The 23,355-nt window shown below is 71.2% G+C and carries 24 protein-coding genes and 1 tRNA gene; 11 read left to right on the forward strand and 14 right to left on the reverse strand.

Translation table 11 applies throughout. The features are described from left to right. Nucleotides 1-33: 33 nt before the first annotated feature. The 3 genes from uvrB to GT358_RS11650 all read left to right on the forward strand — a co-directional run bounded on the left by uvrB (nucleotide 34) and on the right by GT358_RS11650 (nucleotide 3,378). The gene (uvrB, locus tag GT358_RS11640) at nucleotides 34-2,223 is read left to right on the forward strand and encodes an excinuclease ABC subunit UvrB (RefSeq protein ID WP_166582792.1); all 2,190 of its coding nucleotides are present in this window, start codon (nucleotides 34-36) and stop codon (nucleotides 2,221-2,223) included. Then, complete coding sequence (locus GT358_RS11645) at nucleotides 2,220-3,074, forward strand: serine protease (protein WP_166582793.1); 855 nt, start codon at nucleotides 2,220-2,222, stop codon at nucleotides 3,072-3,074. Before uvrB ends, GT358_RS11645 begins: the two co-directional genes overlap by 4 nt. A 124-nt stretch (nucleotides 3,075-3,198) precedes the next feature. After that, nucleotides 3,199-3,378: a CsbD family protein gene (locus GT358_RS11650; protein WP_166582794.1), complete on the forward strand. Its 180-nt coding sequence runs from the start codon at nucleotides 3,199-3,201 to the stop codon at nucleotides 3,376-3,378. A 69-nt stretch (nucleotides 3,379-3,447) separates the two neighbouring features. Here the strand turns inward: GT358_RS11650 and GT358_RS11655 are convergent, their stop codons facing one another. Then, nucleotides 3,448-3,795, reverse strand: a complete 348-nt coding sequence (locus GT358_RS11655) for an HPF/RaiA family ribosome-associated protein (RefSeq protein WP_166582795.1) — start codon at nucleotides 3,793-3,795, stop codon at nucleotides 3,448-3,450. Nucleotides 3,796-4,071: 276 nt separating this feature from the next. Between GT358_RS11655 and GT358_RS11660 the strand changes: the two genes are divergently transcribed. Next, nucleotides 4,072-5,421: a cytochrome P450 gene (locus tag GT358_RS11660; RefSeq protein ID WP_166582796.1), complete on the forward strand. Its 1,350-nt coding sequence runs from the start codon at nucleotides 4,072-4,074 to the stop codon at nucleotides 5,419-5,421. Between the two features lie 5 nt (nucleotides 5,422-5,426). On the opposite strand, the gene GT358_RS11665 is transcribed toward GT358_RS11660, so the two are convergent. After that, nucleotides 5,427-5,699, reverse strand: coding sequence for a GlsB/YeaQ/YmgE family stress response membrane protein (locus tag GT358_RS11665; protein ID WP_166582797.1), 273 nt, complete (start codon nucleotides 5,697-5,699; stop codon nucleotides 5,427-5,429). 129 nt (nucleotides 5,700-5,828) lie between these two features. Here GT358_RS11665 and GT358_RS11670 point away from each other — a divergent pair, with 129 nt between their 5' ends. From GT358_RS11670 to GT358_RS11680, 3 genes are all read left to right on the forward strand, one after another. Further along, a complete protein-coding gene (locus GT358_RS11670) occupies nucleotides 5,829-6,305 on the forward strand; it encodes a YdcF family protein (protein ID WP_166582798.1) in 477 nt (158 codons plus the stop codon). Nucleotides 6,306-6,328: 23 nt separating this feature from the next. Next, nucleotides 6,329-6,868, forward strand: coding sequence for a pyridoxamine 5'-phosphate oxidase family protein (locus GT358_RS11675; protein ID WP_371416276.1), 540 nt, complete (start codon nucleotides 6,329-6,331; stop codon nucleotides 6,866-6,868). Between the two features lie 34 nt (nucleotides 6,869-6,902). Further along, a tRNA-Ala gene (locus tag GT358_RS11680) sits at nucleotides 6,903-6,978 on the forward strand. Between the two features lie 10 nt (nucleotides 6,979-6,988). On the opposite strand, the gene GT358_RS11685 is transcribed toward GT358_RS11680, so the two are convergent. From GT358_RS11685 to GT358_RS11705, 5 genes are all read right to left on the reverse strand, one after another. Further along, a complete protein-coding gene (locus GT358_RS11685) occupies nucleotides 6,989-7,381 on the reverse strand; it encodes a carboxymuconolactone decarboxylase family protein (RefSeq protein WP_166582799.1) in 393 nt (130 codons plus the stop codon). Continuing rightward, the gene (locus tag GT358_RS11690; RefSeq protein ID WP_166582800.1) at nucleotides 7,381-8,193 is read right to left on the reverse strand and encodes a cyclase family protein; all 813 of its coding nucleotides are present in this window, start codon (nucleotides 8,191-8,193) and stop codon (nucleotides 7,381-7,383) included. Before GT358_RS11690 ends, GT358_RS11685 begins: the two co-directional genes overlap by 1 nt. 69 nt (nucleotides 8,194-8,262) lie before the next feature. Beyond that, nucleotides 8,263-8,577 carry an antifreeze protein gene (locus tag GT358_RS11695; protein WP_166582801.1) on the reverse strand — a complete coding sequence of 105 codons (315 nt, stop codon included), beginning with the start codon at nucleotides 8,575-8,577 and terminating at the stop codon, nucleotides 8,263-8,265. Nucleotides 8,578-8,659: 82 nt separating this feature from the next. Beyond that, nucleotides 8,660-10,945, reverse strand: a complete 2,286-nt coding sequence (locus GT358_RS11700) for a glycosyl hydrolase family 28-related protein (RefSeq protein WP_166582802.1) — start codon at nucleotides 10,943-10,945, stop codon at nucleotides 8,660-8,662. 128 nt (nucleotides 10,946-11,073) lie between these two features. Continuing rightward, nucleotides 11,074-11,508: a DUF4864 domain-containing protein gene (locus GT358_RS11705; RefSeq protein ID WP_166582803.1), complete on the reverse strand. Its 435-nt coding sequence runs from the start codon at nucleotides 11,506-11,508 to the stop codon at nucleotides 11,074-11,076. 84 nt (nucleotides 11,509-11,592) lie between these two features. Here GT358_RS11705 and GT358_RS11710 point away from each other — a divergent pair, with 84 nt between their 5' ends. Then, nucleotides 11,593-12,471, forward strand: a complete 879-nt coding sequence (locus GT358_RS11710) for a CHAD domain-containing protein (RefSeq protein ID WP_166582804.1) — start codon at nucleotides 11,593-11,595, stop codon at nucleotides 12,469-12,471. 4 nt (nucleotides 12,472-12,475) lie between these two features. Here the strand turns inward: GT358_RS11710 and GT358_RS11715 are convergent, their stop codons facing one another. Continuing rightward, nucleotides 12,476-14,056: a lysine--tRNA ligase gene (locus tag GT358_RS11715; RefSeq protein ID WP_166582805.1), complete on the reverse strand. Its 1,581-nt coding sequence runs from the start codon at nucleotides 14,054-14,056 to the stop codon at nucleotides 12,476-12,478. 101 nt (nucleotides 14,057-14,157) lie between these two features. On the opposite strand from GT358_RS11715, the gene GT358_RS11720 reads away from it, so the two are divergent. Both GT358_RS11720 and GT358_RS11725 read left to right on the forward strand, forming a co-directional pair. Continuing rightward, nucleotides 14,158-14,589 (forward strand): tellurite resistance TerB family protein, encoded by a 432-nt coding sequence (locus GT358_RS11720; protein WP_166582806.1) that lies wholly within the window; start codon nucleotides 14,158-14,160, stop codon nucleotides 14,587-14,589. Nucleotides 14,590-14,596: 7 nt separating this feature from the next. Then, nucleotides 14,597-15,229 (forward strand): trimeric intracellular cation channel family protein, encoded by a 633-nt coding sequence (locus GT358_RS11725; RefSeq protein ID WP_166582807.1) that lies wholly within the window; start codon nucleotides 14,597-14,599, stop codon nucleotides 15,227-15,229. Here GT358_RS11725 and dacB read toward each other — a convergent pair. From dacB to GT358_RS11755, 6 genes are all read right to left on the reverse strand, one after another. Continuing rightward, nucleotides 15,226-16,761: a D-alanyl-D-alanine carboxypeptidase/D-alanyl-D-alanine-endopeptidase gene (gene dacB / locus GT358_RS11730; protein ID WP_166582808.1), complete on the reverse strand. Its 1,536-nt coding sequence runs from the start codon at nucleotides 16,759-16,761 to the stop codon at nucleotides 15,226-15,228. The two genes, GT358_RS11725 and dacB, sit on opposite strands and share 4 nt — an antisense overlap. Before the next feature lie 80 nt (nucleotides 16,762-16,841). Further along, nucleotides 16,842-17,459 (reverse strand): nicotinate-nucleotide adenylyltransferase, encoded by a 618-nt coding sequence (locus tag GT358_RS11735; protein ID WP_166582809.1) that lies wholly within the window; start codon nucleotides 17,457-17,459, stop codon nucleotides 16,842-16,844. Next, nucleotides 17,456-18,289 carry a PD40 domain-containing protein gene (locus tag GT358_RS11740; RefSeq protein ID WP_166582810.1) on the reverse strand — a complete coding sequence of 278 codons (834 nt, stop codon included), beginning with the start codon at nucleotides 18,287-18,289 and terminating at the stop codon, nucleotides 17,456-17,458. Before GT358_RS11740 ends, GT358_RS11735 begins: the two co-directional genes overlap by 4 nt. Then, nucleotides 18,286-19,968: a DNA methyltransferase gene (locus GT358_RS11745; protein ID WP_166582811.1), complete on the reverse strand. Its 1,683-nt coding sequence runs from the start codon at nucleotides 19,966-19,968 to the stop codon at nucleotides 18,286-18,288. The genes GT358_RS11740 and GT358_RS11745 overlap by 4 nt, the downstream gene beginning before the upstream one ends. Nucleotides 19,969-20,056: 88 nt before the next feature. Beyond that, complete coding sequence (gene mgrA, locus GT358_RS11750; RefSeq protein WP_166582812.1) at nucleotides 20,057-21,094, reverse strand: L-glyceraldehyde 3-phosphate reductase; 1,038 nt, start codon at nucleotides 21,092-21,094, stop codon at nucleotides 20,057-20,059. Nucleotides 21,095-21,168: 74 nt separating this feature from the next. Then, a complete protein-coding gene (locus tag GT358_RS11755; protein WP_243730849.1) occupies nucleotides 21,169-22,560 on the reverse strand; it encodes an AI-2E family transporter in 1,392 nt (463 codons plus the stop codon). A 166-nt stretch (nucleotides 22,561-22,726) separates the two neighbouring features. On the opposite strand from GT358_RS11755, the gene GT358_RS11760 reads away from it, so the two are divergent. Further along, on the forward strand, nucleotides 22,727-23,355 hold a 629-nt coding region (locus tag GT358_RS11760), incomplete at its 3' end, for an ATP-binding cassette domain-containing protein (RefSeq protein ID WP_166582813.1).

The following is a 23,355-nucleotide window of genomic DNA, read 5'->3' on the forward strand; positions in this document are numbered from 1 at the left end:
AAATATGCCCCACCCCGCGAAGCAGGCGCTCCCATGCACAACAATGCCCCCGACCAGATGCCGATGCTGTTCGGCCCCCGCCGGCCCCTGCGCGACAAGCTCGAGGGCGGCCGGCGCTTCGTCATGAAGACCGAGTTCGAGCCGGCGGGCGACCAGCCGCAGGCCATCGCGGAACTGGCCGAGGGCATCCTCGCGGGCGAGCGCAACCAGGTGCTGCTGGGCGCGACGGGGACGGGCAAGACCTTCACCATGGCCAAGGTGATCGAGGCCACCCAGCGCCCCGCCATCATCCTCGCCCCCAACAAGACGCTGGCAGCCCAGCTCTACGGCGAGTTCAGGAGCTTCTTTCCCGACAACGCGGTGGAATACTTCGTCAGCTACTACGACTACTACCAGCCCGAAGCCTACGTCCCCCGCACCGACACCTTCATCGAGAAGGAGTCGCAGATCAACGAGCAGATCGACCGGATGCGCCACTCGGCCACCCGTGCCCTGCTCGAGCGCGACGACGTCATCATCGTCGCCTCCGTGTCTTGCATCTACGGCATCGGCTCGGTCGAGACCTACTCCGCCATGACGCAGGACTTCTTCAGGGGCCGGTCCTACGACCAGCGCCAGATCCTTGCCGACCTCGTGGCCCAGCAGTACCGGCGCAACGACGCAGCCTTCGCGCGCGGCTCGTTCCGGGTGCGCGGGGACGTGATCGAAGTCTGGCCCGCCCACCTCGAGGACCGCGCCTGGCGCCTCAGCTTCTTCGGCGAGGAGCTGGAATCGATCACCGAGTTCGACCCGCTGACAGGCAAGAAGACGGACAGCTTCGAGCGCATCCGCATCTACGCCAACAGCCACTACGTCACGCCGCGCCCGACGATGAAGCAGGCCATCGAGGGCATCAAGCACGAACTGCGTCAGCGCCTCGACCAGCTCGTGGCCGAGGGCAAGCTGCTCGAGGCCCAGCGGCTCGAGCAGCGCACCTCCTTCGACATCGAGATGCTCGAGGCCACGGGCGTCTGCAACGGCATCGAGAACTACTCGCGCTACCTGACGGGTCGCAAGCCCGGCGAGCCGCCCCCCACGCTGTTCGAGTTCATCCCCGACAACGCCATCGTCTTCGCCGACGAGAGCCACGTCTCCGTCCCCCAGATCGGCGGCATGTATCGCGGCGACTACCGGCGCAAGTTCACGCTGGCCGAGCACGGCTTCCGCCTGCCCTCCTGCATGGACAACCGCCCCCTCAAGTTCGAGGAATGGGACGCCATGCGCCCCCAGAGCATCTTTGTCTCCGCCACCCCCGCCGCGTGGGAGCTGGAACAGGCGGGCGGCGTGTTCGTCGAGCAGGTCATCCGCCCCACCGGACTTCTCGACCCCGAGGTGGAGGTGCGCCCCGTCGCCACGCAGGTGGACGACCTCCTGGACGAGGTGCGCCAGGTTGCCGCTAGGGGATTCCGCACCCTCGTGACCACGCTGACCAAGCGCATGGCCGAGGACCTGACCGAATACCTCCACGAGCAGGGCATCCGGGTGCGCTACATGCACTCCGACATCGACACGATCGAGCGCATCGAGATCCTGCGCGACCTGCGGCTCGGGGCCTTCGACGTGCTGGTGGGGATCAACCTCTTGCGCGAGGGGCTCGACATCCCCGAATGCGGGCTTGTCGCGATCCTCGACACCGACAAGGAGGGTTTCCTGCGCTCCGAGACCTCGCTGATCCAGACCATCGGCCGCGCCGCCCGCAACGCCGAAGGCCGCGTCATCATGTATGCCGACACGATCACCGGCAGCATGGAGCGCGCCATGCGCGAGACCGAGCGGAGGCGCGAGAAGCAGATCGCCTACAACCGGGCCCACGGCATCACGCCCCAGACCGTGAAGAAGAACGTCGAGGACGTGCTGGCGGGCCTCTGGAAGGGCGACACCGACATGGCCCGCGTGACGGCCAAGATCGACCGCGTCGCGGCCGGCTCCAACCTCCAGGCCGTGCTCGACGGCTTGCGGGCCGACATGCGCAAGGCGGCCGAGAACCTCGAGTTCGAGGAGGCCGCGCGCCTGCGCGACGAGATCAGGCGGCTGGAGGCCGTGGACCTCGTCCTCCACGACGATCCGCTGGCGCGCCAGCAGGCCGTGGAAAAGGCGGTGGAGGAGGCCGGCGCCGCCCAAGGCCGCAGCACGGCCGGGCGGCCGGGGATGCGTGGAGGGGTGAAGCGGAGGGGGAGGCGATGATGGTCATGGTCGGCGGCAACTCGGTTCACCCCCTTTCCGCTTCGGTGCGACAGATCCAGCTTTCTGCCAATGGCAAACCTCTCGCGTCGGCTACAGCTTTCATCTACAGGAAAGCTGGGAGATCTTATCTTGTCACGAATCGTCACAACGTGACGGGAAGGGATTTCTTCGAGCCTGAGAAACTGCTTGGCTACGCACCTCCAGATCGCCTGTCTTTCGAGTATTTCGTAAACGGCTCGAAACAGGAACAGACACTGGCGCTTTTCAACCCAGCTGCTGGATACGCCTTTCTGTCCGACCCCCGATACGATCTGGCGGTGCTTCCACTGTCCGTTGAACCTGATGGCGCGAACAGACCGGAGAGAACCGATTGGCTTTTGGAACCGGGCACACAAGTTGTCGTTCTGGGTTATCCATTTGGCTTCGGCACCCAGGGCTATCCGATCTGGAAGCAGGGGATGGTTGCGTCGGAGCCGGAGATCCCATTCTCCCTCAACGGCAAGGACTATCCTGCCGTCATGCTCGAAGGGGTCTTCTTCAATGGCATGTCGGGAGGCGCGGTTTGTCTCAAGACTAAGGGCGCCCGGATCAGGGGCGACAAAAGTCTGTTCTGGTCGTCAGGGGCGACATACGACCTGATAGGAGTGTACAGTGCGACGTATCGCCTTCATCGGGAGCAAAAACATCCATCGGACGCCGGCGAAACCTCTTGCTGTGCATCGTCAGGAGACAATAACGCTGTGCGGCCTGCCGAGACTGCTCGGTTTGGCCTGTTCTGGCCCCTGAAACTGGTCGATGATCTGATCGAAGGTCGGCCGGACAGCCTTTCAGAAGGCTCGGCGAGCCAGTAGGCCCTGCTGGATTCCACGCGTCCAGCTCAGAGCCTGCAGCGTCTTCTGCCTGCAATGCCGTTTCCCCGGAACCATCCACCCCGCTCGCCCGTTCTCCTGCGACCAGACATGAGGGAGACCACCCATGGCGAACGAGAGCCACGCGAAGGGCACGGCGAGCGATCTCGGCGGCAAGCTCAAGGAAGGCGTCGGCAAGCTGACGGGCGACAAGTCGCTCGAGGCCGAGGGCCACATGGATCAGGCCAAGGGCTCGGCCCAGAAGGCCTGGGGCGACGTCAAGGACGCGCTGGCCGGCAAGAAGTGAGCCGATCCGGCGACGGGTCCCGCCCGTCCGCGACGAGAGGGGGCGCGCCCATGCGCCCCCTTTCTGCTGTCAGGCGCCGCCCCCGCGGATCGTGGCGCCCCCCTTCACGTCCGAGCGGCGGCCCAGGATGGTGTCGAGCTTGCGCGCCATCTTGCGCGCGGCCCCCGCAGCCGCCCCCTCCACGTCGCCCGCATTGTGCGTGACACCCACCGGATCGCGCCCCGTCGGCCGCGCCTCCATCGCACAGCGGATGTCCCCGTCGGTCGAACGCGCGGCGGTGTCGTCGCTCAGATGCACCTCGACGCGCGTGATCTCGCGCTCGAAGCGGCCGATGGCGCTGCGCACCGCCTGTTCGATGCGCGCGGCGGTGCCGGCATCGACGGTCACGTTGTCGCCGGTATTGACCTGGATGTGCATGGTCCTTCCTTTCGTGGCATCCGCCCCCCAACGCGCCCGACCCGGTTCCGGCTCCGCCCAGCCGTACGGCTGCGGGGTGTTGCGCGAACCGGTCGGGGTGCGTGCGGTGGTGTAACGGATCGTTAACCTCCTTGCACGAATCTGGGCGCACCGGACGGGCGACCCGAATCGCCTGCCCCTCCTGCCATCCTCTGCCCGGACCCGCCATGCCCGCCCTCGCGGAACAACCGCCCCGCCCGACCGTTCTCCTTCCGACACCATGGGAAGGGAGATTCCATGCCCAAGGACCATTCCGCCGCGCTCGACCTGCCCGTGGCCAGCCTCGGCGACCGTCTCGCCTTCATCGCCGGTGTGGCGGGGCCGACCGTGGCCAAGGGACCGCTGGTGCGCCGGCCGCGGGTCCTGAACCTCGCCGACCGCTTCGACATGGATGCGCGCGCCGTGCGCCGGATGGCCGACCTGCGCCGCCGCTACGGAGAGGGGCCGCTCCTCGTCCCCATCCCGGGTCGCCTCCACGCCGTGCTGCTCTCGCCCGATCACGCCCGCGACGTGCTCGAGCGCACGCCGGACCCCTTCACCCCCGCCACGGACGAGAAGCGCCGTGCGCTGTCGCATTTCGAGCCGCACGTCTCGCTGATCTCCTTCGGCCGCGAACGGACCGAGCGGCGCCGCTTCAACGAGGCCGTGCTGGAGGAGGACCGTCCCGTCCACTCGATGGCCGGTCCCGTCCTGGAGGCCGCCCGGCAGGAGGCGCGCCGCCTGCTGGAGGGTCTGGGCGACCGCCTGGACTGGGAGACGTTCTTTGCGGCCTGGTATGCGCTGGTCAGGCGGGTGGTCCTGGGCGAGGGCGCCCGGACGGACACGGCGCTGACCGACCTCCTCGAGCGGCTGCGCTTCCGGGGCAACTGGGTCATGCTGGCGCGCCAGCGCGACGACCTGATCGCCGACTTGCGGGCCCGGATCAACCGCCATCTCGACCGCGCCGACCCGGGCAGCCTCGCCGCGCGCATCGCCGCGCTGCCCAAGGGGCCGGACACCCAGCCTGCCGACCAGGTGGCGCATTACCTCTTCGCCTTCGATCCTGGCGGCATGGCGGCCTTCCGGGCGCTCGCTGTCCTGTCCACCCACACGGCCGCCCGCGACCGGGCGCTCGACGAGGTGCGCGCCGCCGGGGCGGACCGCTCCATGCTGCCGTCGCTGCGCGCCGCCCTGCTCGAATCGCTCCGCCTCTGGCCCACCACGCCCGTGATCCTGCGCCAGACCACGCGCGAGGTGATCCTCGGACCCGGCACCCTGCCCGAGGGGACCAACGTGATCCTCTATGCCCCCTTCTTCCACCGGGACGAGGCGCTGCCCTTCGCCAACCGCTATGCGCCCGAACTCTGGCTGGACGAGGAGCGGGGCGTGCGCACGATCGGCCGCCCGCCCTTTGCGTTGGTGCCCTTCAGCGCCGGCCCCGGCCGCTGCCCGGCGGCGGATTTCGTCCCGATGACCGCGAGCGCCTTTCTGGCCGAGCTTCTGGAGATGCGGCGCTTCCGCCTGCGGGATCGGGACGACATCCGCCCGGACCGGAGGCTGCCCGGCACGCTCGACCACCGGGCGCTGGCCTTCGAGGTGGTGGCGTGACGCCCTCAGCGGGCGATCGCGCGCACCACGATCAGCACGATCACCGCAAAGACCAGCGACAGCAGGATGATGCCGATCAGCGCGCCACCCACCAGCGCCGTCAGTCCCAGAGCCCCGAGGACAAAGGGGGCAAGCACCGCCGCCAAGACCCCTACAACCAGATAGAGGGGCATGTTGCGCCCCCCCGCCACCCGGCCGGCGATCCAGCCCGCCAGAAGCCCGACCACCGCCAGGATGATCAGCAGCGTCCACCCGATCGTGCCCAGAACGTTTTCCATGAGGGCTCCCCTCTCCGCACCCGCCCCAGCCTACCGCAGGACCCGAGGGGGCGGCCACGTCCCGCCCGGCTGCGGCGCGCGCTTTGCCGCCAGCTGCGGCCCGGCCGCGTCACCTCCGGGGCCATCGCCGTGCGGGCGGCGCTGATCCTCGGGGCCGCGGTCTGGCCGGAGGGGCCCTCGCCCACCTTGCGGCGGCGCACGCTCCATGCCGCGGCGCTGTGGGACGCGGGCACGGTCGGCGCTCTCGTCGCCTGCGGCGGCCTCGGCCGTCATCCTCCCACCGAGGCCGAGGCGATGCGCGACCTGCTGCTGGCCCATGGCGTGCCGCCGGACGCCATTCATCTCGAGGCGCGGTCGCGCAACACCCACGAGAACGTGGCCTTCGCCCTGCCGATCCTGCGCCGCCTCGGGGCGTCCGAAATCGTCCTGGTCACGGACGCAACCCATGCGCCCCGGGCGCGTCTGATCGCCCGGGGTCTTGGTCTGCGCGCCCGATCGAGCAGCCCGCCCCTGCGCGGGGCGCATCCGGGTCACACGCTGCGCCAGGCGCTGCGCGAACTGCCCGCGACGGCCGTGGCGCTCTGGCGGCTGCGGCGGCACGGGTGAGGACAGTCACACGGAGACGGACCTTGCGGCGCCCTGCCCCCCAGGCGCAGATTGCCGTCATGGCCGAGCGATCCTCCTCCCCGCGGACAGACCCCTTCCGCCCGACCGACGAGGACGCGCGCGCCTTGGCGCGGCGCCTGCTGGCCGAGGCGCGCCACGGGGCGCTCGGCGTCATCGATGCCGGAAGCGGCGCGCCGCTGGTCACGCGCGTGGCCGTGGGCTGGGACGGCACGGCCCCGCTGGTTCTCGCCTCCACCCTGGCAGCCCATACGCAGGCCCTTCTGGCAGACGGGCGCTGCTCGCTCCTCGTCGGAGAGCCGGGTGCCCGCGGCGATCCTCTCACCCATCCCCGGCTCTCGGTGCAGGGTCGCGCCGAAGCGACCGACAAGGTCGCCCTGCGGGCGCTCTGGCTGCGCGACCATCCCAAGGCGGCTCTCTACTACGACTTCGCGGACTTCATGCTGTTCCGTGTGATGCCGTCGGGCGGCCTTCTCAACGCCGGCTTCGGCCGGGCCTACCGCCTGGCTCCGGACGACCTCGCGGTGCCCTCCGCGCGCGCTTGACACGGCCCGCGGCCGGGTCCACATACGCGCCCGTGGGCTCGTAGCTCAGTTGGGAGAGCGCGTCGTTCGCAATGACGAGGTCAGGGGTTCGATCCCCCTCGGGTCCACCATTGCCCCCCTTCACATCCTGAACCGCTCGTCCGGCTCTACCCCCAGGGCCGTGGCCAGCGCGTTGGTGCGCGAGGCGAGTGCGATCACCGCCAGAAGCTCGGCATGCATGGCGGGCGTCATCCCCTTGGCCCGCGCGGCGGCGGTGTGGGAGTGGACGCAGTAGGCGCAGCCATTGGCCGTCGAGACGGCGACATAGACCAGCTCCTTGACCAGCGGGTCGAGCGCACCGGGCGCCATGACGCGCTCCACCGCCTCCCAAGTCTCGCGCAGGGTGGCCGGATCGTGGGCGAGCGCCCGCCAGAAGGCGTTGGGCTCGGCTCCGCGAGCCTGACGGATCGCGTCCAGCGTCGCACGCGCCTCGGGCGGGGCCTCCTCGTCGGACAGGAGCCGGACGGTGGCCATCAGACCAGCGCGAGGACGCGCGCCGGGCCGCCCGTGCCCTCCCGGTGCTTGGGGGCGCCGATCATCACGGTCGCCCCCGAGGGCGGCACCGCGTCGAGACCGGCCATGTTCTCGATCCCGAACCGGCCCGAGGGCAGCCAGGAATAGTGCACCGCGAAATCCGCGCTGTTGCCGGGATCGAGCGAGAGCGTGTCCACCCCGATCGAGGCCACCCCCATCTCGGCCAGCATGTCGGTCGCCGCCCTGGAGAAACCGGGAAAGGCGAAGTTGCCCTCGGCATCCGTCCGGTAGTCGGGCCGGCCCACCCGCGCGGCCCAGCCCGAATGCATCGCCACGCAGGCCCCGGGGGGGATGTCGCCATGGGTCGAGATCCACCCCTCGATGTCCTCGGGGTCCACGGTGGCGTTGGCGTCCTCGGCCGCCTTGGCGGCGATGTCCACCACGCAGAGGGGCGCCACCAGCGTGCCGGGGTCGAGCTCGTCCACGCTGGCGCCGTCCTCGCTGAAGTGGAGGGGCGCATCGATATGGGTGCCCGTATGCTCCCAGATCGTGAGCTTCCAGAGCTGGTAGCCCGATTCGTCGAACCGCACCGCCCATTCCTTGAGGATGCCGGGATTGCCGTCGAAGGTCGGGAAGTCCTCGTCATAGGTGTGGGTCAGGTCCACCACGCGGCCCGTCGCCTGCGCCAGCAGGGGCCGCGCCGAGACCGGCCCGAGGGCGAGAAGGGCGGCACCGGCGCCCGCGGCGCCCAGCAGGTGGCGGCGCGACAGCATCCGCGCCTTGACGGCCTCGGTCACGCAGGCATGGCACATGGCATCCTCTCCCTGTCGGGCGTCACGTCGCGCCCCTGCCCCAGCTTGGCCCGAGCGCCGGCCCTTGCGTCAAGCGGGTTTGCGCGGCGGCCGCGTCAGGCGCCTCGCGTTCGCGCGGGTGCGCCGCCCGATCGGGCGCAAGGCCGCCTCGGCCGCCGCCACCGGCCCCTGGTGCAGCGCCGCCGCCGAGGCGAGGGCGGCGCGGGCCAGCGCGGGGGCCTTTTCGGCGACCATCCGGCGATCCTCGCCCCTTCGAGCAGGGATCATGCCCCAGAGGCCCAGGAGGCGCAGCGCCATCACGGTCTGCGCCTCGACGGCGGTGGTCCACAGGGCGAGACCGAGGCGCCAGGGCGCCAAGGGGTCGATCGGCTGAAGTCTGGGCATGGCTCGGCAGGGTCCTTTGCGTCTGAGGGCCGGGGCGCGGGGCGCGATCACCCTGCCCCGCCGGCCGGGGTCTGGCGGAGGTTTACTGCGGGTTGTCCATGCGCACCACGACGCGCACGCTGCCGCGGCAGGGGGTGGCGAAGTTGAGCCGGGCCGACCGGCCGCCCGCACCCTGCCCCGTCTCGGCCCATGGCATCTCGTGCACGACCCGTCCCTGGGCGTCCACGATCCGGCCCTGGGGCGTCACGCTCTCGACCGCGCGGACGCGGCCGCCGAAGGGCAGCCAGGTGCCCGTGTCGCAGGTCCAGACACGCGCGGGCGTGGCCTGGTTGTGGACAAGGGAAAGCGGGTTGCGCACCTCCTGGGCGACGCCGTTGAACGTGTTGCCCTCGAACACGACGTTGCGCATCCGGCTGTGGTCGAGGTCGGCATGGGTGGTGTCCACCCGCTCCACCCGGGTGATGGTGCCGCCGATCAGGCGGAACACGTTGCCGGTCACCGTCAGCCCGTGGATGAAGTGGCCCGGACCGAAGGGCTTGACGACGAGGAAGTTGCTCCACGGCGCGGCCCCGATGGCGGTGAAGATGTTGCCCGTCACCGACAGGCCGCCGAAGCTGAACTGGCTGTCGAAGGCGGGCGTGGCGTCGTGCTCGTTGGTCCATTCGATGAAGTTGTTGTCGATGTAGTTGCCGACGATGATCGTCATGGGGTTGGGCACCGTCAGGACGATGCCGCCCAGCCGCGCACCCTGGGGCACCTGGTCGCCCTGGAACCAGTGGTTGCCCTGCACGAGGTTGCCGGTGCCGCCCAGCACGCAGAAGTGCCGGAACATCACCACCCGGTTGTCGCGCACCTTCACGTCGTTGGCATTGGCGTTGAAGGCGAGCGTGGTCCGCCCGGTCGCGGGCTGGGACGCCTCGTTGGAGATGAACTGGCACCGGTCGATCAGCATGCCCTGGCAGCCCGAGCCGATGGAGGTGATGGCGCGGTCCTTGGGCCGGGTGAAGAAGCAGTCGCGGACATGGAAGACCATGCCCTGCGGCGGCAGCATGAGGGCGCTGGCCTGGCCGGCGCAGAAGAACTCCACGTCGTCGATGACCATCTGGCTGAGGTCGTCGTAGCCCGAGAAGTCGAGCAGGTACCTGAAGCGGCGGAAGGTGAAGGTCCCGGTGCCCACGGCGTCGAACAGCTCGGCCGAGAGGGTGACGCGGCCCGCGGCGGCGTCCACGGCGCGCACATAGACCTCCCGGCCCACGCCGTTGCCGGTCACGAGGCTGCCCACGGGGATGGAGGCAGCGTTCGCCACGCCGGTGAGCTGGCGCGGGTTGCTGCGCGAATAGGTGGCCTGTGCCGTCACCACGCTGTCCTCGAAGGCCGAGGCGGCGCCGTCGGCCACCTGGAACTGGCCGTTGCGGAGGACGCGGCGGATGTTGAAGGTCCGGCGCGTCGGTTCGCACGCAGCCATGTCCACGGGCGCGCTGAGCGCGATGCGCCGGCCGCAGAGGTCGAGGCTCTCGTGGTCGGCGAAGTTGAGCAGCGCCTGATAGGCCTTGCGGAAGGCCGTCTCCTCGTGCCGGTAGGCGTCGAAGTAGCTGTTGAAGTTGAAGTTGCGCCGCAGGATCAGGCGCCTGTCGCCGGGACTGATGGCGGTGCCCTCCCAGCGGACGGGGCTGGTCAGCGTCACGTCCGCATCGAGCCGGTAGGTGCCCGCCGGCACGAGCAGCGTGCGGCCCGCCGCCGCGGCGTCGGCGGCGAGGAAGGCGGGCGCGTCGTTGGCGACCCCGTCTCCGCGCGCTCCGAAGTCGCGCACGTCCACGAGCGCGAGCATGTCGCGCAGGAACACGGCGGTGACGTCCTCGATGCGGATGTTCTCCACCCGCAGGACGGCGCCGTTGGGGCCGGTGAAGTCGATCCCCAGATGGGCATGGGAGACCGTGCGGGGCCAGACAAGATCCACCCCCCCGCGGGTGCCCGTCCCGATGATGGCCGACACCTCGACCACGCGGCCATGCGCGGGCAACGCGACCGCGGGGCCCGCGGCGGGAAGGCCGGCGGGTCCGCCCACGGGAAAGCCGCCGACCCGGACCGAGGGCAGCGGGCCGGCCACGCACTTCACCCGGGCGCTGACGCGGAGATAGAGGCCCGGCAGGACCGGCGTCTCGCCCCGGAAGCGGATCTTCTGGACGGAGGCCGTCTTGACCAGTTCGAGGCAGCCGCCGAAATCGGCATCGGCCGGCACGAAGGCGCCGCCCCCCGCGCCGGCATAGCTGTCCGATCCCGGCGTGCCGTCGCCTGCGGACCAGTTGCCCAGTCCGGCGGCAAAGGGCGGGGGCATGAGGGACAGCCCGTCCGTGATGGCCTTGTTCATGATGCGCTCCCTGCCTGCGATGGAATCGTCGCGGACAGGGATGCCGCCGGAAGGTTAACAAATCCTTGGACCACCGCGCGCACCGCCCGCGATTCGCGCAACGGCTTGACAGGGGGCGGATGAGCGAATCAGCTGGTCGCCTCGTCGCCGCGCAGGATGCGCACCCCGTTGATCTTCCAGCCGTCCGGTCCCTCGATCATCTCGTATTCGAGCGTCCAGAGCCGCCCCTCGGGGTCGCGCATCAGCACGCGCTGGCGCAGCCGGTCGCCCTGCCGCTCAAGGCCGAGAAAGCGCGTCTCGCGGTTGTCCCAGACCATCGGATAGCCCTGCTCGACCATGCGGCCGAAGCGGTCGGGATTGCCGAAGATGCCCTGGATGGCGGGGCTGGCATGGGACCAGGCGCCGGGCAGGTCGCGGTCGGCGAAACGGGCGATCTGGTCGCGGATGACGGCCTCGATCACGGCAGCCTGCTCGGCGGTCTGGGCGGCGGTGGCGACGGGAAGGGCGGGCGGCAGGAGAGCCAGGAGGAGAGCGGCGAGGTGCCGGCGGAGGGGACGGGGCATGGCGCGGTCCTTTTCCGGAGGGGTGTCGCCCCTATGATACGGAGCGCCGCGGCCGGGAGTTTCGGCGCCAGCACGGAGATCGCGATGCCCTTCGCCTTTCTGCCCGAGGACACGGACGTGGAGGCCGCGCTGCGCCGGATCGCGCGCGAGCAGGCCACCGAGGCGCTGGTCCGGGCGCGGGAGGGCGGGGGCGAGGGCATGGAGAGCCGCGTCCACGGGATGCGCAAGGCGGTCAAGAAGCTGCGCGGCCTGCTGCGCCTGGTGCGGCCCGTGATGCAGGGCTGGCGCGCCGAGAACGAGGCGCTGCGCGATGCGGGCCGGGGACTGTCCTCGCTGCGCGACGCGGCCGTGCTGCTGGGCACGGCCGGGCGCCTCGCGGAGGGCATGGAGGAACCCCGGCGCGAGGCGCTGCTGGCGCCCTTGCGCGCCGAGGCCGAGGCGCAGGGCGCCGCCGCGCCCGAGGGCGCCCTGCCCGCTTTTGCCGAGGCGATGGAGGCCCTGCTCGACCGGCTGGAGGATTGGCGGCTGCGCGCCTCGGGCTGGGAGGCCCTGGAGCCGGGCCTGGCGGCGACCTGGGAGGGCGCCCGCGCGACGCTGCGCGCCGCCGAGGCCGCGCCGGACGAGGCCGAGGCGCTGCACGAATGGCGCAAGCGCGTCAAGGACCACTGGTATCAGGCGCGGCTGCTGGCCCCGATCTGGCCCGAGATGATGGAGCCCCATGTGGCCGCCGCCGACGCCCTGGGCGAGACGCTGGGCGAGGTCAACGACCTGGCCGTGCTGGCCGAGCGGCTGGCCGCGCTGGACGTGGCGCCCGACCTCGCGGAGGAGGCGCTGACGCGCGCGGCGGCCCTGCGGGCCGAGCGGCTCGCCCTGGCCTTTCCGCTGGGCCGGCGCCTGTTCGCCGGACGCTCGGAGCATCTGCTCGCGCGGTGGCGGGTCTGGTGGGAGAGGCGGGCGGCCTGACGGGTCAGGCCGCCTCGGGCGCACCCCTCAGCGCCTCCTCGATCAGGGCGATGCTCTCCTCCACGCCGTAGAGCGCGACAAAGCCGCCGAAGCGGGGGCCCTCGCTCGCGCCCAGAAGGACCTCGTAGAGGGCGCGGAACCAGTCGCGCAAGGGGTCGAAGCCGTGCTCGTTGCCCACGGCGTACACGATGGTCTGGAGCGTTTCGGGGTCGCGCGGGCCGCGATGGGCGCGCAGGCGCGCGGCGAGGTCGGCCATGGCCGCGGCCTCGCGCGCGGTGGGCGCGCGGCGGCGGCGCTTGGGCTTGACATGCTCGCGGAAGAAGCGCACGGCGCCCTCGGCCGCGGCGTCGAGACCGGGATGGGTCGCGGGCGAGACGCCGGGAGCGTAGCGGGCGAGATAGCGCCACAGCACCGCCTTGTCCTCGGCCCCGGCGACGGCGGCGAGGTTGAGAAGCATCGCATAGGGCACGACCATGTCCGAGGCAGGGGGCGCGCCGGCATGGATGTGCCAGACCGGGTTGGCCAGGCGCGCCTCCTCGGACTGGCCGGGAAAGGCGCGCAGGGCCTGGTGGTACTCGTCCACGGCCTTGGGAATGACATCCCAGTGCAGGCGCTTGGCGGTGCGCGGCTTGGCGAACATGAAGAAGGCGAGCGACTCGGTGGAGGCGACGCCCAGCCAGTCGTCCATGCTCAGCCCGTTGCCCTTGGACTTGCTGATCTTGCCGCCATGCTCGTCGAGGAACAGCTCGTAGATCATGTGCTGGGGCGCGCGGCCGCCGAGGATCTCGCAGATGCGGTCGTAGAGGGGCGCGTTGGAGGCATGGTCCTTGCCGAACATCTCGTAATCCACGCCGAGCGCGGCCCAGCGGGCGCCGAAATCGGGCTTCCACTGCAGCTTGACATGCCCGCCGGTCACGGGGACGGTCCATTCGCGCCCGCGCTCGTCGTCGAAGGTGACGGTCCCCTCGCGCGCGTCCACGTGCTTGATGGGCACATAGAGGACGTGCCCCGTCTCGGGGTGGATGGGCAGAAAGCACGAATAGGTCTGCTGGCGCTCCTCGCGCAGCGAGGCCAGCATGACCTCCATGATGGCGTCGTAGCGCTCGGCCGCGCGCAGCAGCGTCGCGTCGAACCGGCCCGAGCGGTAGAAGTCCGTCGCCGAGACGAACTCGTAGTCGAAGCCGAACGTGTCGAGGAAGCGGCGCAGCATCGCGTTGTTGTGGTGCCCGAAGCTCTCGTGCGTGCCGAAGGGGTCCGGCACGGCGGTCAGGGGCCGCTGGAGATGTGCGCGCAGCATCTCGGCGCGCGGCACGTTGTCGGGCACCTTGCGCATCCCGTCGAGATCGTCGGAGAACACCACGAGCCGCGTGGGCAGGTCCGAGATCGTCTCGAAGGCCCGGCGCACCATGGTGGTGCGCAGCACCTCGCCGAACGTGCCCATATGCGGCAGGCCCGAGGGACCGTAGCCCGTCTCGAACAGGACGTGGTCCTTGGGCGGCCCCGCCTCCATGCGGGCCAGAAGGGCGCGCGCCTCCTCGAAGGGCCAGGCGCGGGACGTCATGGCGGCGGCGCGCAGATCGGACATGGGCAGGCTCCCTGCGGCAGGGGCATCGGGCGACTCCCCCTATTGCCCGGCCCTCGCCGCGTCAATAAAGCTGGCGCTGCGCCACGGAGGGGAGCAGGGCCATGGAGGACGGAGCCGACCTGGCGTCGATCTCGCCGCAGGACGCGCTGGTCGCGGTGATGATCGCCACCTCGGCCGCCGACGAGACGATCCGCACCGCCGAACTGGTCCAGATCAGCACGATCGTGGACAACCTGCCCGTCTTTGCCGCCTATGACGAGGAGCGGATGCGCTGCGTGGGCGAGATGGTCATGCGCCTCGTCGAGGAGGAGGAGGACGGGCTCGACCGGCTGTTCGAGACCGTCAAGGGCGCCCTGCCCGAGCGGCTGCGCGAGACGGCCTATGCGCTGGCCTGCGACGTGGCCGCTGCGGACGGCCGCATCACCGAGGGCGAGGCGCGGATGCTGGAGGAGATCCGCCACGAACTGGGCGTGGACCGGCTTCACGCCGCGGCGATCGAGCGCGGAGCGCGGGCGCGGTACCAGACCGTCTGAGGCGGGGATGTTCGACGCAGCCGCGGGCGCGCTCGACTGGCTCGGGGTGCTCGTCTTCGCCGCAAGCGGGGCGCTGGCGGCGGCGCGCAAGGGCATGGACCTCGTGGGCTTCGCGCTGCTGGCGGTGGCCACGGGGATCGGGGGCGGCACGATCCGCGACGTGCTGCTCGGCCGGCTGCCCGTGTTCTGGGTGGGCGAACCCCTGTGGCTTCTGGCCTGCGTGGGGGCGGGACTCGCGGTCTTTGTCGTGGCGCCCCGCCTGCGGGGGGCAGGAACCGGGCGGCGCCTGCGGCTGCTGCTGTGGCTCGATGCGGTGGGGCTGGCGGTCTTTGCGGTGACAGGGGCCGAGACGGCCCGGCTGGCCGGGGCGGGTCCGGTGGTGTCGGTGGCGATGGGCGCCGTCACGGCCAGCTTCGGCGGCATCCTGCGCGACGTGCTGGCGGGGGAGCAGCCCGTGGTGCTGAGCCGCGAGATCTATGTCACGGCAGCGCTGGCCGGCGCGGCGGTCTTTGTCGCCGCGCTGCCCTGGCTGGGGCGCGAGGGCGCGATGGCGCTGGGCTTTGCCGCCGGGTTCGGGCTGCGCGGCGCGGCGCTGCGGCGGGGCTGGTCGCTGCCGCGGACGGGCCCGCCCCGCCCCTAGGACCCGTCCGGTCCGATCACGCCCCAGCGCTGGAGCAGCATCTGCTGGAGCCGGCGCGCGCGGGCGTTGAAATCGCGGCTGCCGGGCGGGATCTCCTCGTCGCTCGCCGCCGCGGCGGCGGCGCGGCGCTCGGGGTCGCCCACGAAGATGGCGAAGGCCAGATCGGCGCCCGGCGTGGTGCGCGCATAGCCCGCAAGGGTCGAGACGAAGTTCAGGGTGCCCGTCTTGGCGCGCACGAGGGCGGGCGGCATCGGGATGCGCTCGCCATTGGCGTCGGTCAGGGGATGTTCGCGCAGGATGGGACGCAGCAGGTCCATCACCCCCGGCGAAGCGAGGGCGATCGCCATCTCGATCGGGGCGATGCGGCTGTCGGCGCTGAGGCCCGAATGATCCAGAAGCCGCATCTGCGCCCCGGTCCGCCGCATGAGCCAGCGCGCCATGGCCGCGGCCGATTCGCGCGGACCGGCCGGATCGAGCCCGCGCGCGCGGCTGGCGGCGAGACCCAGCACCTCGGCCGTGAGGTTGGTGGAGTAGAGCAGCATCTCGCGCGCGATCTCCACGAGGGGGGCGCTCTCGTGACGGGCGATCTCCTCGCCATCGGGCGAGGCTTCGGCGCGCGCAGGTGCGGGCAGCGCGACACCCTGCGCCTCGGCGAGCGCCCGGAACGCCTCGCCCGCATAGCGTTCGGGGTCGCGGACGGGCAGCCAGCGGCTGCCCGCCTCGCCGAGCTGGCCGCGGGCGACCGTCCAGGCATCGATGCCGCCGCGATCCTCGTAGGTATAGACGGGCAGCGAGCGCGGCTCCACGCTGATCGTGGCGACGGAAACGGCCGGACGGTGGCGGTCGCCGCGTGCGTCGAGGACCGTGCGATAGGTGCCGTCGCCGCGCTGGGCCCATTCGAAGAAGATGCGGTTGAAGTTGAGGTTGAGGCCGGAGACGCCCGGGTTGTAGGCCACATGCGGCGGCTGGCCGTCGTCGATCAGCCGCGCATGGGGCAGCGCCCCGCCCCATGTGAGGAAGCGGCCCGACATGCCGGTGATGCCGGCCTGCCGCAGGGCCGCGGCCAGATCGGCCAGATGATCCGTGGTGAGCGTCGGGTCGCCCCCGCCCGCAAGGACCAGGTCGCCGCGGAGGATGCCCCCCTCCACTGGCCCAATGGCGAGGAGGCGGGTGGCAAAGCGGCTGCCGGGGTCGAGATGTTCGAGCGCATAGAGCGCCGTCAGGGCCTTCATCACGGAAGCGGGCGGGATCGGGTCGGATGCGGCGTGCGCATCGAGGAGGGTGCCGGTGCGCGCATCGGCCAGGGCGATGCCCGCGCGCCCCTCGAGGCCCGCGGCCCGGACCATGTCCGCGATCTCGCGCCGCAGCCGGGGCGAGACGGAGGGGCGGGTCGCCGGCGCGGCCGAGGGTGCGGCAGGTCGCGCGACCGGGCGCAGCTCGGCCACAGCCATCCCCGCGCAGAGCGAGGCGGCCGCCCCCAGAAGGGCCCGCCGCGTCAGGTCGCCTGCGCGCGCTGTCCGGTCCTGCGCCATCCCGACCTCCCTCTGCCGCTATGCGGCGGCACCCTAGCCGGGGGGGCGGGCGCTGCAAGCCCTGCAAGCCCCGCGCGCGGTCAAGGAAGCGGGAGCGGCCAGCGACCCGCCCGGCGGAGGGCGGTCGAGGAGTCCGCCCGCAGCGGCAGGTCGAGAAAGACCCAGGCGGGTGGCGGGGTGCGGGCCAGCGCGCGGGCGCGGGCGGCGGGCAGGCGGGCGTGGCGGAAGGCCCGGGCGGCCGGCGCGAAGCGGGCGGGGAGGCGCGAGCCGGGCCGGGCGAACACTGCCACCGGCACGGTCCCGAGGATGCGCCGCCAGTCGCGCCAGCGGTGGAGCTGGAGCATGTTGTCGGACCCCATCAGCCAGACGAGGTGCACGCCGGGCAGCCGGCGGCGCAGGCGGGCGAGGGTGTCGGCGGTGAAGCGCGTGCCCCAGCGCGCCTCGAGGTCGGTGGGCACGATGCGGGGATCGCGCACAAGCCGCCGCGCAGCCGCGAGCCGCAGCGCGAGGGGTGCCGGGCCGCCCGGCTTGAGCGGATTGGCGGGGCTGACCAGCCACCACACCCGGTCGAGCCCGAGCCGCGCCAGCGCCGCGCGCGAGATCGCGAGATGGCCCTCGTGCGCGGGGTCGAACGACCCGCCCAGCAGTCCGATCGCCATGCCGGGACGCGCCGTGGGCAGGCCGGGGCCGAGGCTCATGGGACGAAGCGCACGAAGGCGAAGGCCCGGCCGTCCGGGCGCCAGGGGGGGACGTTGATCGTCCCCTGCCCGCCCCGGTGCGTGCCGTCGAGGCGCAGCACCTCCTGCGCCGGCCCCCCGTCCTGCGGCAGCAGCATGAGTGAGACGGGAAGGTTGGCGGGGTGCCCCGCCGTGCCGGGCGGATAGCGCAGGAACAGCACCTGCGCCCCGTCCGGCGAGGGGTGGGGAAACCAGTCCACGCCGTCGCCGCCCGTCATCCGTTGCAGGTCCGTCCCGTCGGGGCTCACGCGCCAGAGGTCGACCCGGCCCTCGCGTTCGCCGTTGAACCAGACCCGGCGGCCGTCCGCGCTCCAGTCCGGGCCGTCGGCGTGGTCGAAGCCCTGCGCCAGGGGGCGCTCGCCGTGGCCGTCGGCGTCGCAGAGATGGGGCAGGACCGGGCCGCCGTCGCGGGCGGCGGCATAGGCGTGGCGCGACCCGTCCGGCGACCAGCCGTGCCACCAGGAGGGGGTGAGCGGCGTGAGGCGGCGCGGCGGGCCGCCTGCGGCGGGCATCGTGTAGATGCAGGAGGCGCCCGTCCGGCCCTTGGCCGAGAAGGCGATCAGCCGCCCGTCCGGCGAGAAGCCGTGGTCGTTGTTGCACCCCTCGATCCCGCCGGTCTCGAGGGGGTGGAGCGCGGGGGCGTCGAGGGGGACGCGGAAGAGGCGCCCCTCTCCGTTGACCAGAAGCCAGCCGTCGCGGTGCCAGTTCGGCGCCTCGACGACCCCCTCGTGCCGCAGGACCACTTCGGTGCGGCCCGAGGCGAGGTCGTGGGTGCAGAGTTCGGAGATCATGCGGAGCCGTCGTCGGAGAACAGGTCGCGCTCGGCGGGCCGGACCTTCTCCCTGGGGGCAGGCTTGAAGCTGTCGCCGCGGCGTGCGGGCAGGCGGATGGCGCGGTCGCGAAGCGCCATGGCCTCCTCGATGGTGACGATCTGGCACTTGGGCACGGGCGGCCAGCCGTCGAGCGTGTAGTGGCCCGCGCCTGCCGCCTCGGTCAGCATGGGCTTCGTCGGCGGCTCCAGCGTCAGGAGGATGCCGACCTGCGCCTTGTCCCGCTCCACCACGTTCAGCAGCTCGCGCACGTCCTTGACCGAGACGCCGCCGCCCTTGACCGAGACGATCGCCTTCTGCGTGGGGCCGAAGGGCACGATGCCGTCGCGGCCGCCGTCGGCGCCCTTCTTCGCGCCCTGCCACGGCTTCGCATCGCCCAGGAGCGAGAGCGCCCACAGCTCCCACTGCTTCTTGTCGCGCGAGTCGTCCTGGAACCACTGGCGGGCCGAGGCGAGGTCGGCGGGCTCTCCGTGGACCTGATAGACGGGCTGGACGGGCTGGCCGCGCCAGGCGTCGGCCAGGCGCTTGCGGATCAGGCCGATGGCGAGGTGGGTGATGTCGATCCCGATCCAGCGCCGCCCGAGCTTTTCCGCCGCGTGCACGGTGGTGCCGCAGCCGCAGAAGGGGTCGAGAACGAGGTCACCGGGGTGGGATGAGGCCGCGATGATGCGTTCGAGAAGGGCCAATGGCTTCTGGGTGGGATAGCCAAGGCGCTCTTGCGCATTCGCTGATAGTGGCGAAATATCGACCCAAACGTCTGACATTGCGACTCCATCGAGGTCAGAAACCAACCATTTCAGACGTGGAGTTCCGCCTTTAGTCGGCCAAGCGATCCGGCCAGCCGCATCCAGCGCGTCCAACTTCTCTTGAGTGGTTCCTCCGTTAATGCCTTCCAGCTCTAGGATTCTGCGGGGGAGTGCCCAATGTCGGCCCACAGTGGTCGGGTTCACTCCACGCCAAGGCAGTCCGCTGTCACCGTTCCGGATGCCCGCGCCAGTAAGCGAAATGGGTTGGAAATTCTCGCCCCTATTAGTGTCGAAGCTTGTGAAGTGCTTCGTCAGATAACGCTCATCATGCGGACCCCTCGGATTGGTCCACACAAACGATGAGGTTTTTGCATACATCAGAATCGTATCATGCACCGGACCATAGCGTTTGGCTGAGCCATGAGCATGCGTCCTTTTCCAAACAATCTCGGAGACGAAGTTCTCCGCCCCGAACACCCCATCCAGAATCACCTTGAGGTAATGGCTCGCCGTCGGGTCGCAGTGGAGGTAGAGGCTTCCCGTGGGCTTGAGCACGCGGTGCAGCTCGATCAGGCGGACGGCCATCATGGCGAGGTAGGCCATCAGGTCGCTGGTCCCCAGCCCCTCGCGCATGGCCGTCAGCATGGTGGCGGCGCGCTGGTGCCCGGACGCGCGGACGGACTGGAACGCGGCCTCGGCCGCCTCGCCCCAGGTCCAGGTATCCTCGAACGCCTCGATGTTGGCGCCGCTGCCCTGCCCCGAGGGGTCGCGGATGACGAGGTTGTAGGTCGCGTCGGAATTGAAGGGCGGGTCGAGATAGATCAGGTCCACGCTCTCATCCGCGATGTGCTTGCGCAGCACCTCGAGGTTGTCGCCGTAATACAGGTGATTCACGCAGCCCTCCTTTCCCCGTCCCTCCGGCCTAGCACAACGAGGTTAAGGAAGCGTTGACGGGCGGCGGAAGGGGCATGGCGGCATCGCCTCACTCCTCCGTTTCGGAGGACAGGCCCCAGAGGTTCACGCCGGGCATGTCGGCGCAGAGGCGGTCGATCTCGGCGAGTTCGTCGGCCGTGAAGGACAGGTTGGCGACCGCGCCCGCGCAATCCTCGATCTGGGCGGGGCGCGAGGCGCCGATCAGGGCCGAGGTGATCGCCCCGTCGCGCAGCACCCAGGCCAGCGCCATCTGCGCGAGGCTCTGGCCGCGCCCGCGCGCCAGCGCGTCGAGCGCGCGCAGCCTTTCCTGCGCCGCGGGGGAGATGAGGGCCGGATCGAGGCTCTTGCCCTGGGCGGCGCGGCTCCCCTCGGGGATGCCGCGGAGATAGCGCCCCGTGAGCAGGCCCTGGGCGAGTGGCGTGAAGGCGATGGCGCCGATGCCGAGTTCGGCGAGCGTGTCCTTGAGCCCGTCGCGCTCGATCCAGCGGTTGAGCATGTTGTAGGAGGGCTGGTGGATCAGGCAGGGCGTGCCGAGGTCGCGCAGGATGGCGGCCGCCTGCCGGGTGCGGGCGCTGTTGTAGGAGCTGATCCCGACATAGAGGGCACGGCCCGACCGCACGATGTGGTCGAGCGCGCCCATCGTCTCCTCGAGGGGCGTGTCGGGGTCGAAGCGGTGGGAATAGAAGATGTCCACATAGTCGAGGCCCATCCGCCGGAGCGAGGCGTCGCAGGAGGCGACGAGCGACTTGCGCGAGCCCCATTCGCCGTAGGGCCCCGGCCACATCCGGTAGCCGGCCTTGGAGCTGATCACCAGTTCGTCGCGCAGGCCGCGGAAATCGGTGCGGAGGATCTCGCCGAACGCCTCCTCGGCCGCGCCGGGGGGCGGCCCGTAATTGTTGGCGAGGTCGAAATGGGTGATGCCGTGGTCGAAGGCGGTGCGGCAGAGCGCGCGGCGCGTCTCGTGCGGGGTGTCCTCTCCGAAATTGTGCCACAGGCCGAGCGAGATGGCGGGCAGGAGCAGGCCCGAGGCGCCGCAGCGGCGCCAGGCCATGCGGTCGTAGCGGTCGTCGCGCGGCGTCCAGCCCATCCCTGCCCCTCCCTGTCCGGCGCCACGATGTGGTCACGCGGCCGCGCGCTTGTCCAGCAGGCGCGGCCGGGTGCCTAGATCGCGGCGACGGAGGAGGCGGGACGGGCGGGCGGTTCGTGGTCGGCGACCTCGGGGGGCTTGGGGTCGCCCGGCGCCTGGGTGGGGGGGCTGTTCTCGCGCGCGACGGCCTGGGCGAGGAAGGGCGCCGTCTCGAGCGCGGGGCCGGTGGTGGCCTTCTGGGGCGTCTCGCCCTCCCGCTCGGCCGGCTCGGCGGACAGGAAGCTCGAGAGGACCTGGAGGCTCTCGACGTTGTCGGAGATGGCCTTGACGACGACGAGGAAGGGCACGGCCAGCACGGCGCCGGGGATGCCCCAGATCCACATCCAGAAGGCGACCGCGAGCAGCATGGAGACGGTGTTGATCTCGAGCCGGCGGCCGACCAGCATGGGCGTGATCACGTTGCCCTCGAGCGCGTTGATGAGCAGGTAGAAGAGGGGCGGCAGGGCGGCCTGCCAGATCGTGTCGAAGGTGATGAGCGAGACCGCGGTGGCGAGCGTCACGCCGACGATGAAGCCCACGAAGGGGATGAAGTTGAGAAGGCAGGCCAGGATGCCCCAGAGGACGGGGGCGGGCATGCCCCAAAACCACATGGACGTGCCGACCGCGATCCCGAGGCCGATGTTGATCAGCGTGATCGAGCCCAGATAGCGCGAGATCTGGCGTTCCACGTCGCGGATGATGGTCAGGGCCTTCTTCTTGTCGCGCAGGCGGGGGGCGGCCTCGACGATGCGGCGGTGGTAGAAGTCGCCGGCCGCGAGGAGAAAGCCCGTCAGCAGCAGCGCGGCAAAGATCGTGCCTCCGATCGAGGCGAGGCTGGCGAGGACGGCGGTGGCGACGCCGGCCGCCGTGCCCGTCGCGGCCCCCGTGCCGTTGTCCGCCTCGACCACGACGGCCACCGGCGGTCCGGCGACGATGGAGCCGTCGGGGGCGACGGCAGGCTCGTCGCCGGCAGGCAGGGAGGCGCCGTTGCCGCCGCCGGTGGCGCCGCTGGCCATCTCGTCCGCCCGCCGCGCGAGGTCGCGCAACCGGTCGAGGAAGCCGCCGACGCGATCCTGCACCGCCTCGGCCATGCGGGGCGCATCGGCGACGACGTTCTGGATGGGACCGGACAGGAAGTAGCCGCCCGCCACGAGGCCGAGCCCGAGGGCGAGCATCAGGGCGATGGCCGTCACACCGGCCGGGATGCGCAGGCGCGCGCCGAGCCGCACCACGGGCAGGAGCGTCAGCGTGAGGACGATGGCGATCATGATGGGCAGAAGGACCTGCCGCGCGAAGTAGATCGCGGTGGCGGCCGCGAGGAGGACCGCGAAGAACAGCAGCCGCCGGATGCGCCGCAATTCGGTCGCGCTGGACGCGGCGGAGGATTCGAGGGGAACGGCCTCGGGGTCGGGCTGGGGGTCGGCCATGGTGACGGTATGCTCCCTCGGGCGCAGGCGCGCGGGACGTGCAACGCCCCGCGCGGCGGGAAGTTCCGGCCCTGCGGCGCAGGCAGGCGCGTGCCGGTTGTTCCCCGGCGCCGCCCCGGCTATGAGGCGGCGACATCCCCGTTCCGTTTCCCCCGCGAGGCGCCCGATGGCTTCCTATCAGTTCGTGTATCACATGGACGGCGTGTCCAAGACCTATCCGGGCGGCAAGAAGGTCTTCGAGAACATCCGCCTGAACTTCCTGCCGGGCGTGAAGATCGGCGTCGTCGGCGTCAACGGCGCGGGCAAGTCGTCGCTGCTGCGCATCATGGCGGGAATCGACAAGGACTTCGTCGGCGAGGCCTGGGCGGCCGAGGGCGCGCGCGTGGGCTATCTGCCGCAGGAGCCTGTGCTGGACGAGCAGCTGAACGTGCGCGGCAACGTCATGGAGGGGGTCAAGGCCAAGCAGGCGATCCTCGACCGCTACAACGAGCTGGCGATGGACTACTCGGACGAGACGGCCGAGGAGATGGCCCGCCTGCAGGACCAGATCGACGCGCAGAACCTGTGGGACCTCGACGCGCAGGTGGACGTGGCCATGGAGGCGCTGCGCTGCCCGCCCGACGACGCGGACGTGACCACCCTCTCGGGGGGCGAGCGGCGGCGCGTGGCGCTCTGCAAGCTGCTGCTCGAGCAGCCCGACATGCTGCTTCTGGACGAGCCGACCAACCACCTCGACGCCGAGACGATCGCCTGGCTGCAGAACCACCTCATCAACTATCCCGGCACCATCCTGAT

The sequence above is a fragment of the Rubellimicrobium sp. CFH 75288 genome (assembly GCF_009904055.1).
Classification (GTDB): Bacteria; Pseudomonadota; Alphaproteobacteria; order Rhodobacterales; family Rhodobacteraceae; genus Rubellimicrobium.

Coding starts and splice junctions, on each gene's coding strand:
- GT358_RS11725 (WP_166582807.1), top strand. CDS start 14,597: ATGTTCGACGCAGCCGCGGGCGCGCTCGACTGGCTCGGGGTGCTCGTC.
- GT358_RS11710 (WP_166582804.1), top strand. CDS start 11,593: ATGCCCTTCGCCTTTCTGCCCGAGGACACGGACGTGGAGGCCGCGCTG.
- GT358_RS11650 (WP_166582794.1), top strand. CDS start 3,199: ATGGCGAACGAGAGCCACGCGAAGGGCACGGCGAGCGATCTCGGCGGC.
- GT358_RS11695 (WP_166582801.1), bottom strand. CDS start 8,577: ATGCCCAGACTTCAGCCGATCGACCCCTTGGCGCCCTGGCGCCTCGGT.
- GT358_RS11655 (WP_166582795.1), bottom strand. CDS start 3,795: ATGCACATCCAGGTCAATACCGGCGACAACGTGACCGTCGATGCCGGC.
- GT358_RS11645 (WP_166582793.1), top strand. CDS start 2,220: ATGATGGTCATGGTCGGCGGCAACTCGGTTCACCCCCTTTCCGCTTCG.
- dacB (WP_166582808.1), bottom strand. CDS start 16,761: ATGGCGCAGGACCGGACAGCGCGCGCAGGCGACCTGACGCGGCGGGCC.
- GT358_RS11720 (WP_166582806.1), top strand. CDS start 14,158: ATGGAGGACGGAGCCGACCTGGCGTCGATCTCGCCGCAGGACGCGCTG.
- mgrA (WP_166582812.1), bottom strand. CDS start 21,094: ATGGGCTGGACGCCGCGCGACGACCGCTACGACCGCATGGCCTGGCGC.
- GT358_RS11705 (WP_166582803.1), bottom strand. CDS start 11,508: ATGCCCCGTCCCCTCCGCCGGCACCTCGCCGCTCTCCTCCTGGCTCTC.
- GT358_RS11715 (WP_166582805.1), bottom strand. CDS start 14,056: ATGTCCGATCTGCGCGCCGCCGCCATGACGTCCCGCGCCTGGCCCTTC.
- GT358_RS11690 (WP_166582800.1), bottom strand. CDS start 8,193: ATGTGCCATGCCTGCGTGACCGAGGCCGTCAAGGCGCGGATGCTGTCG.
- uvrB (WP_166582792.1), top strand. CDS start 34: ATGCACAACAATGCCCCCGACCAGATGCCGATGCTGTTCGGCCCCCGC.
- GT358_RS11740 (WP_166582810.1), bottom strand. CDS start 18,289: ATGATCTCCGAACTCTGCACCCACGACCTCGCCTCGGGCCGCACCGAA.
- GT358_RS11700 (WP_166582802.1), bottom strand. CDS start 10,945: ATGAACAAGGCCATCACGGACGGGCTGTCCCTCATGCCCCCGCCCTTT.
- GT358_RS11755 (WP_243730849.1), bottom strand. CDS start 22,560: ATGGCCGACCCCCAGCCCGACCCCGAGGCCGTTCCCCTCGAATCCTCC.
- GT358_RS11665 (WP_166582797.1), bottom strand. CDS start 5,699: ATGGAAAACGTTCTGGGCACGATCGGGTGGACGCTGCTGATCATCCTG.
- GT358_RS11685 (WP_166582799.1), bottom strand. CDS start 7,381: ATGGCCACCGTCCGGCTCCTGTCCGACGAGGAGGCCCCGCCCGAGGCG.
- GT358_RS11660 (WP_166582796.1), top strand. CDS start 4,072: ATGCCCAAGGACCATTCCGCCGCGCTCGACCTGCCCGTGGCCAGCCTC.
- GT358_RS11735 (WP_166582809.1), bottom strand. CDS start 17,459: ATGAGCCTCGGCCCCGGCCTGCCCACGGCGCGTCCCGGCATGGCGATC.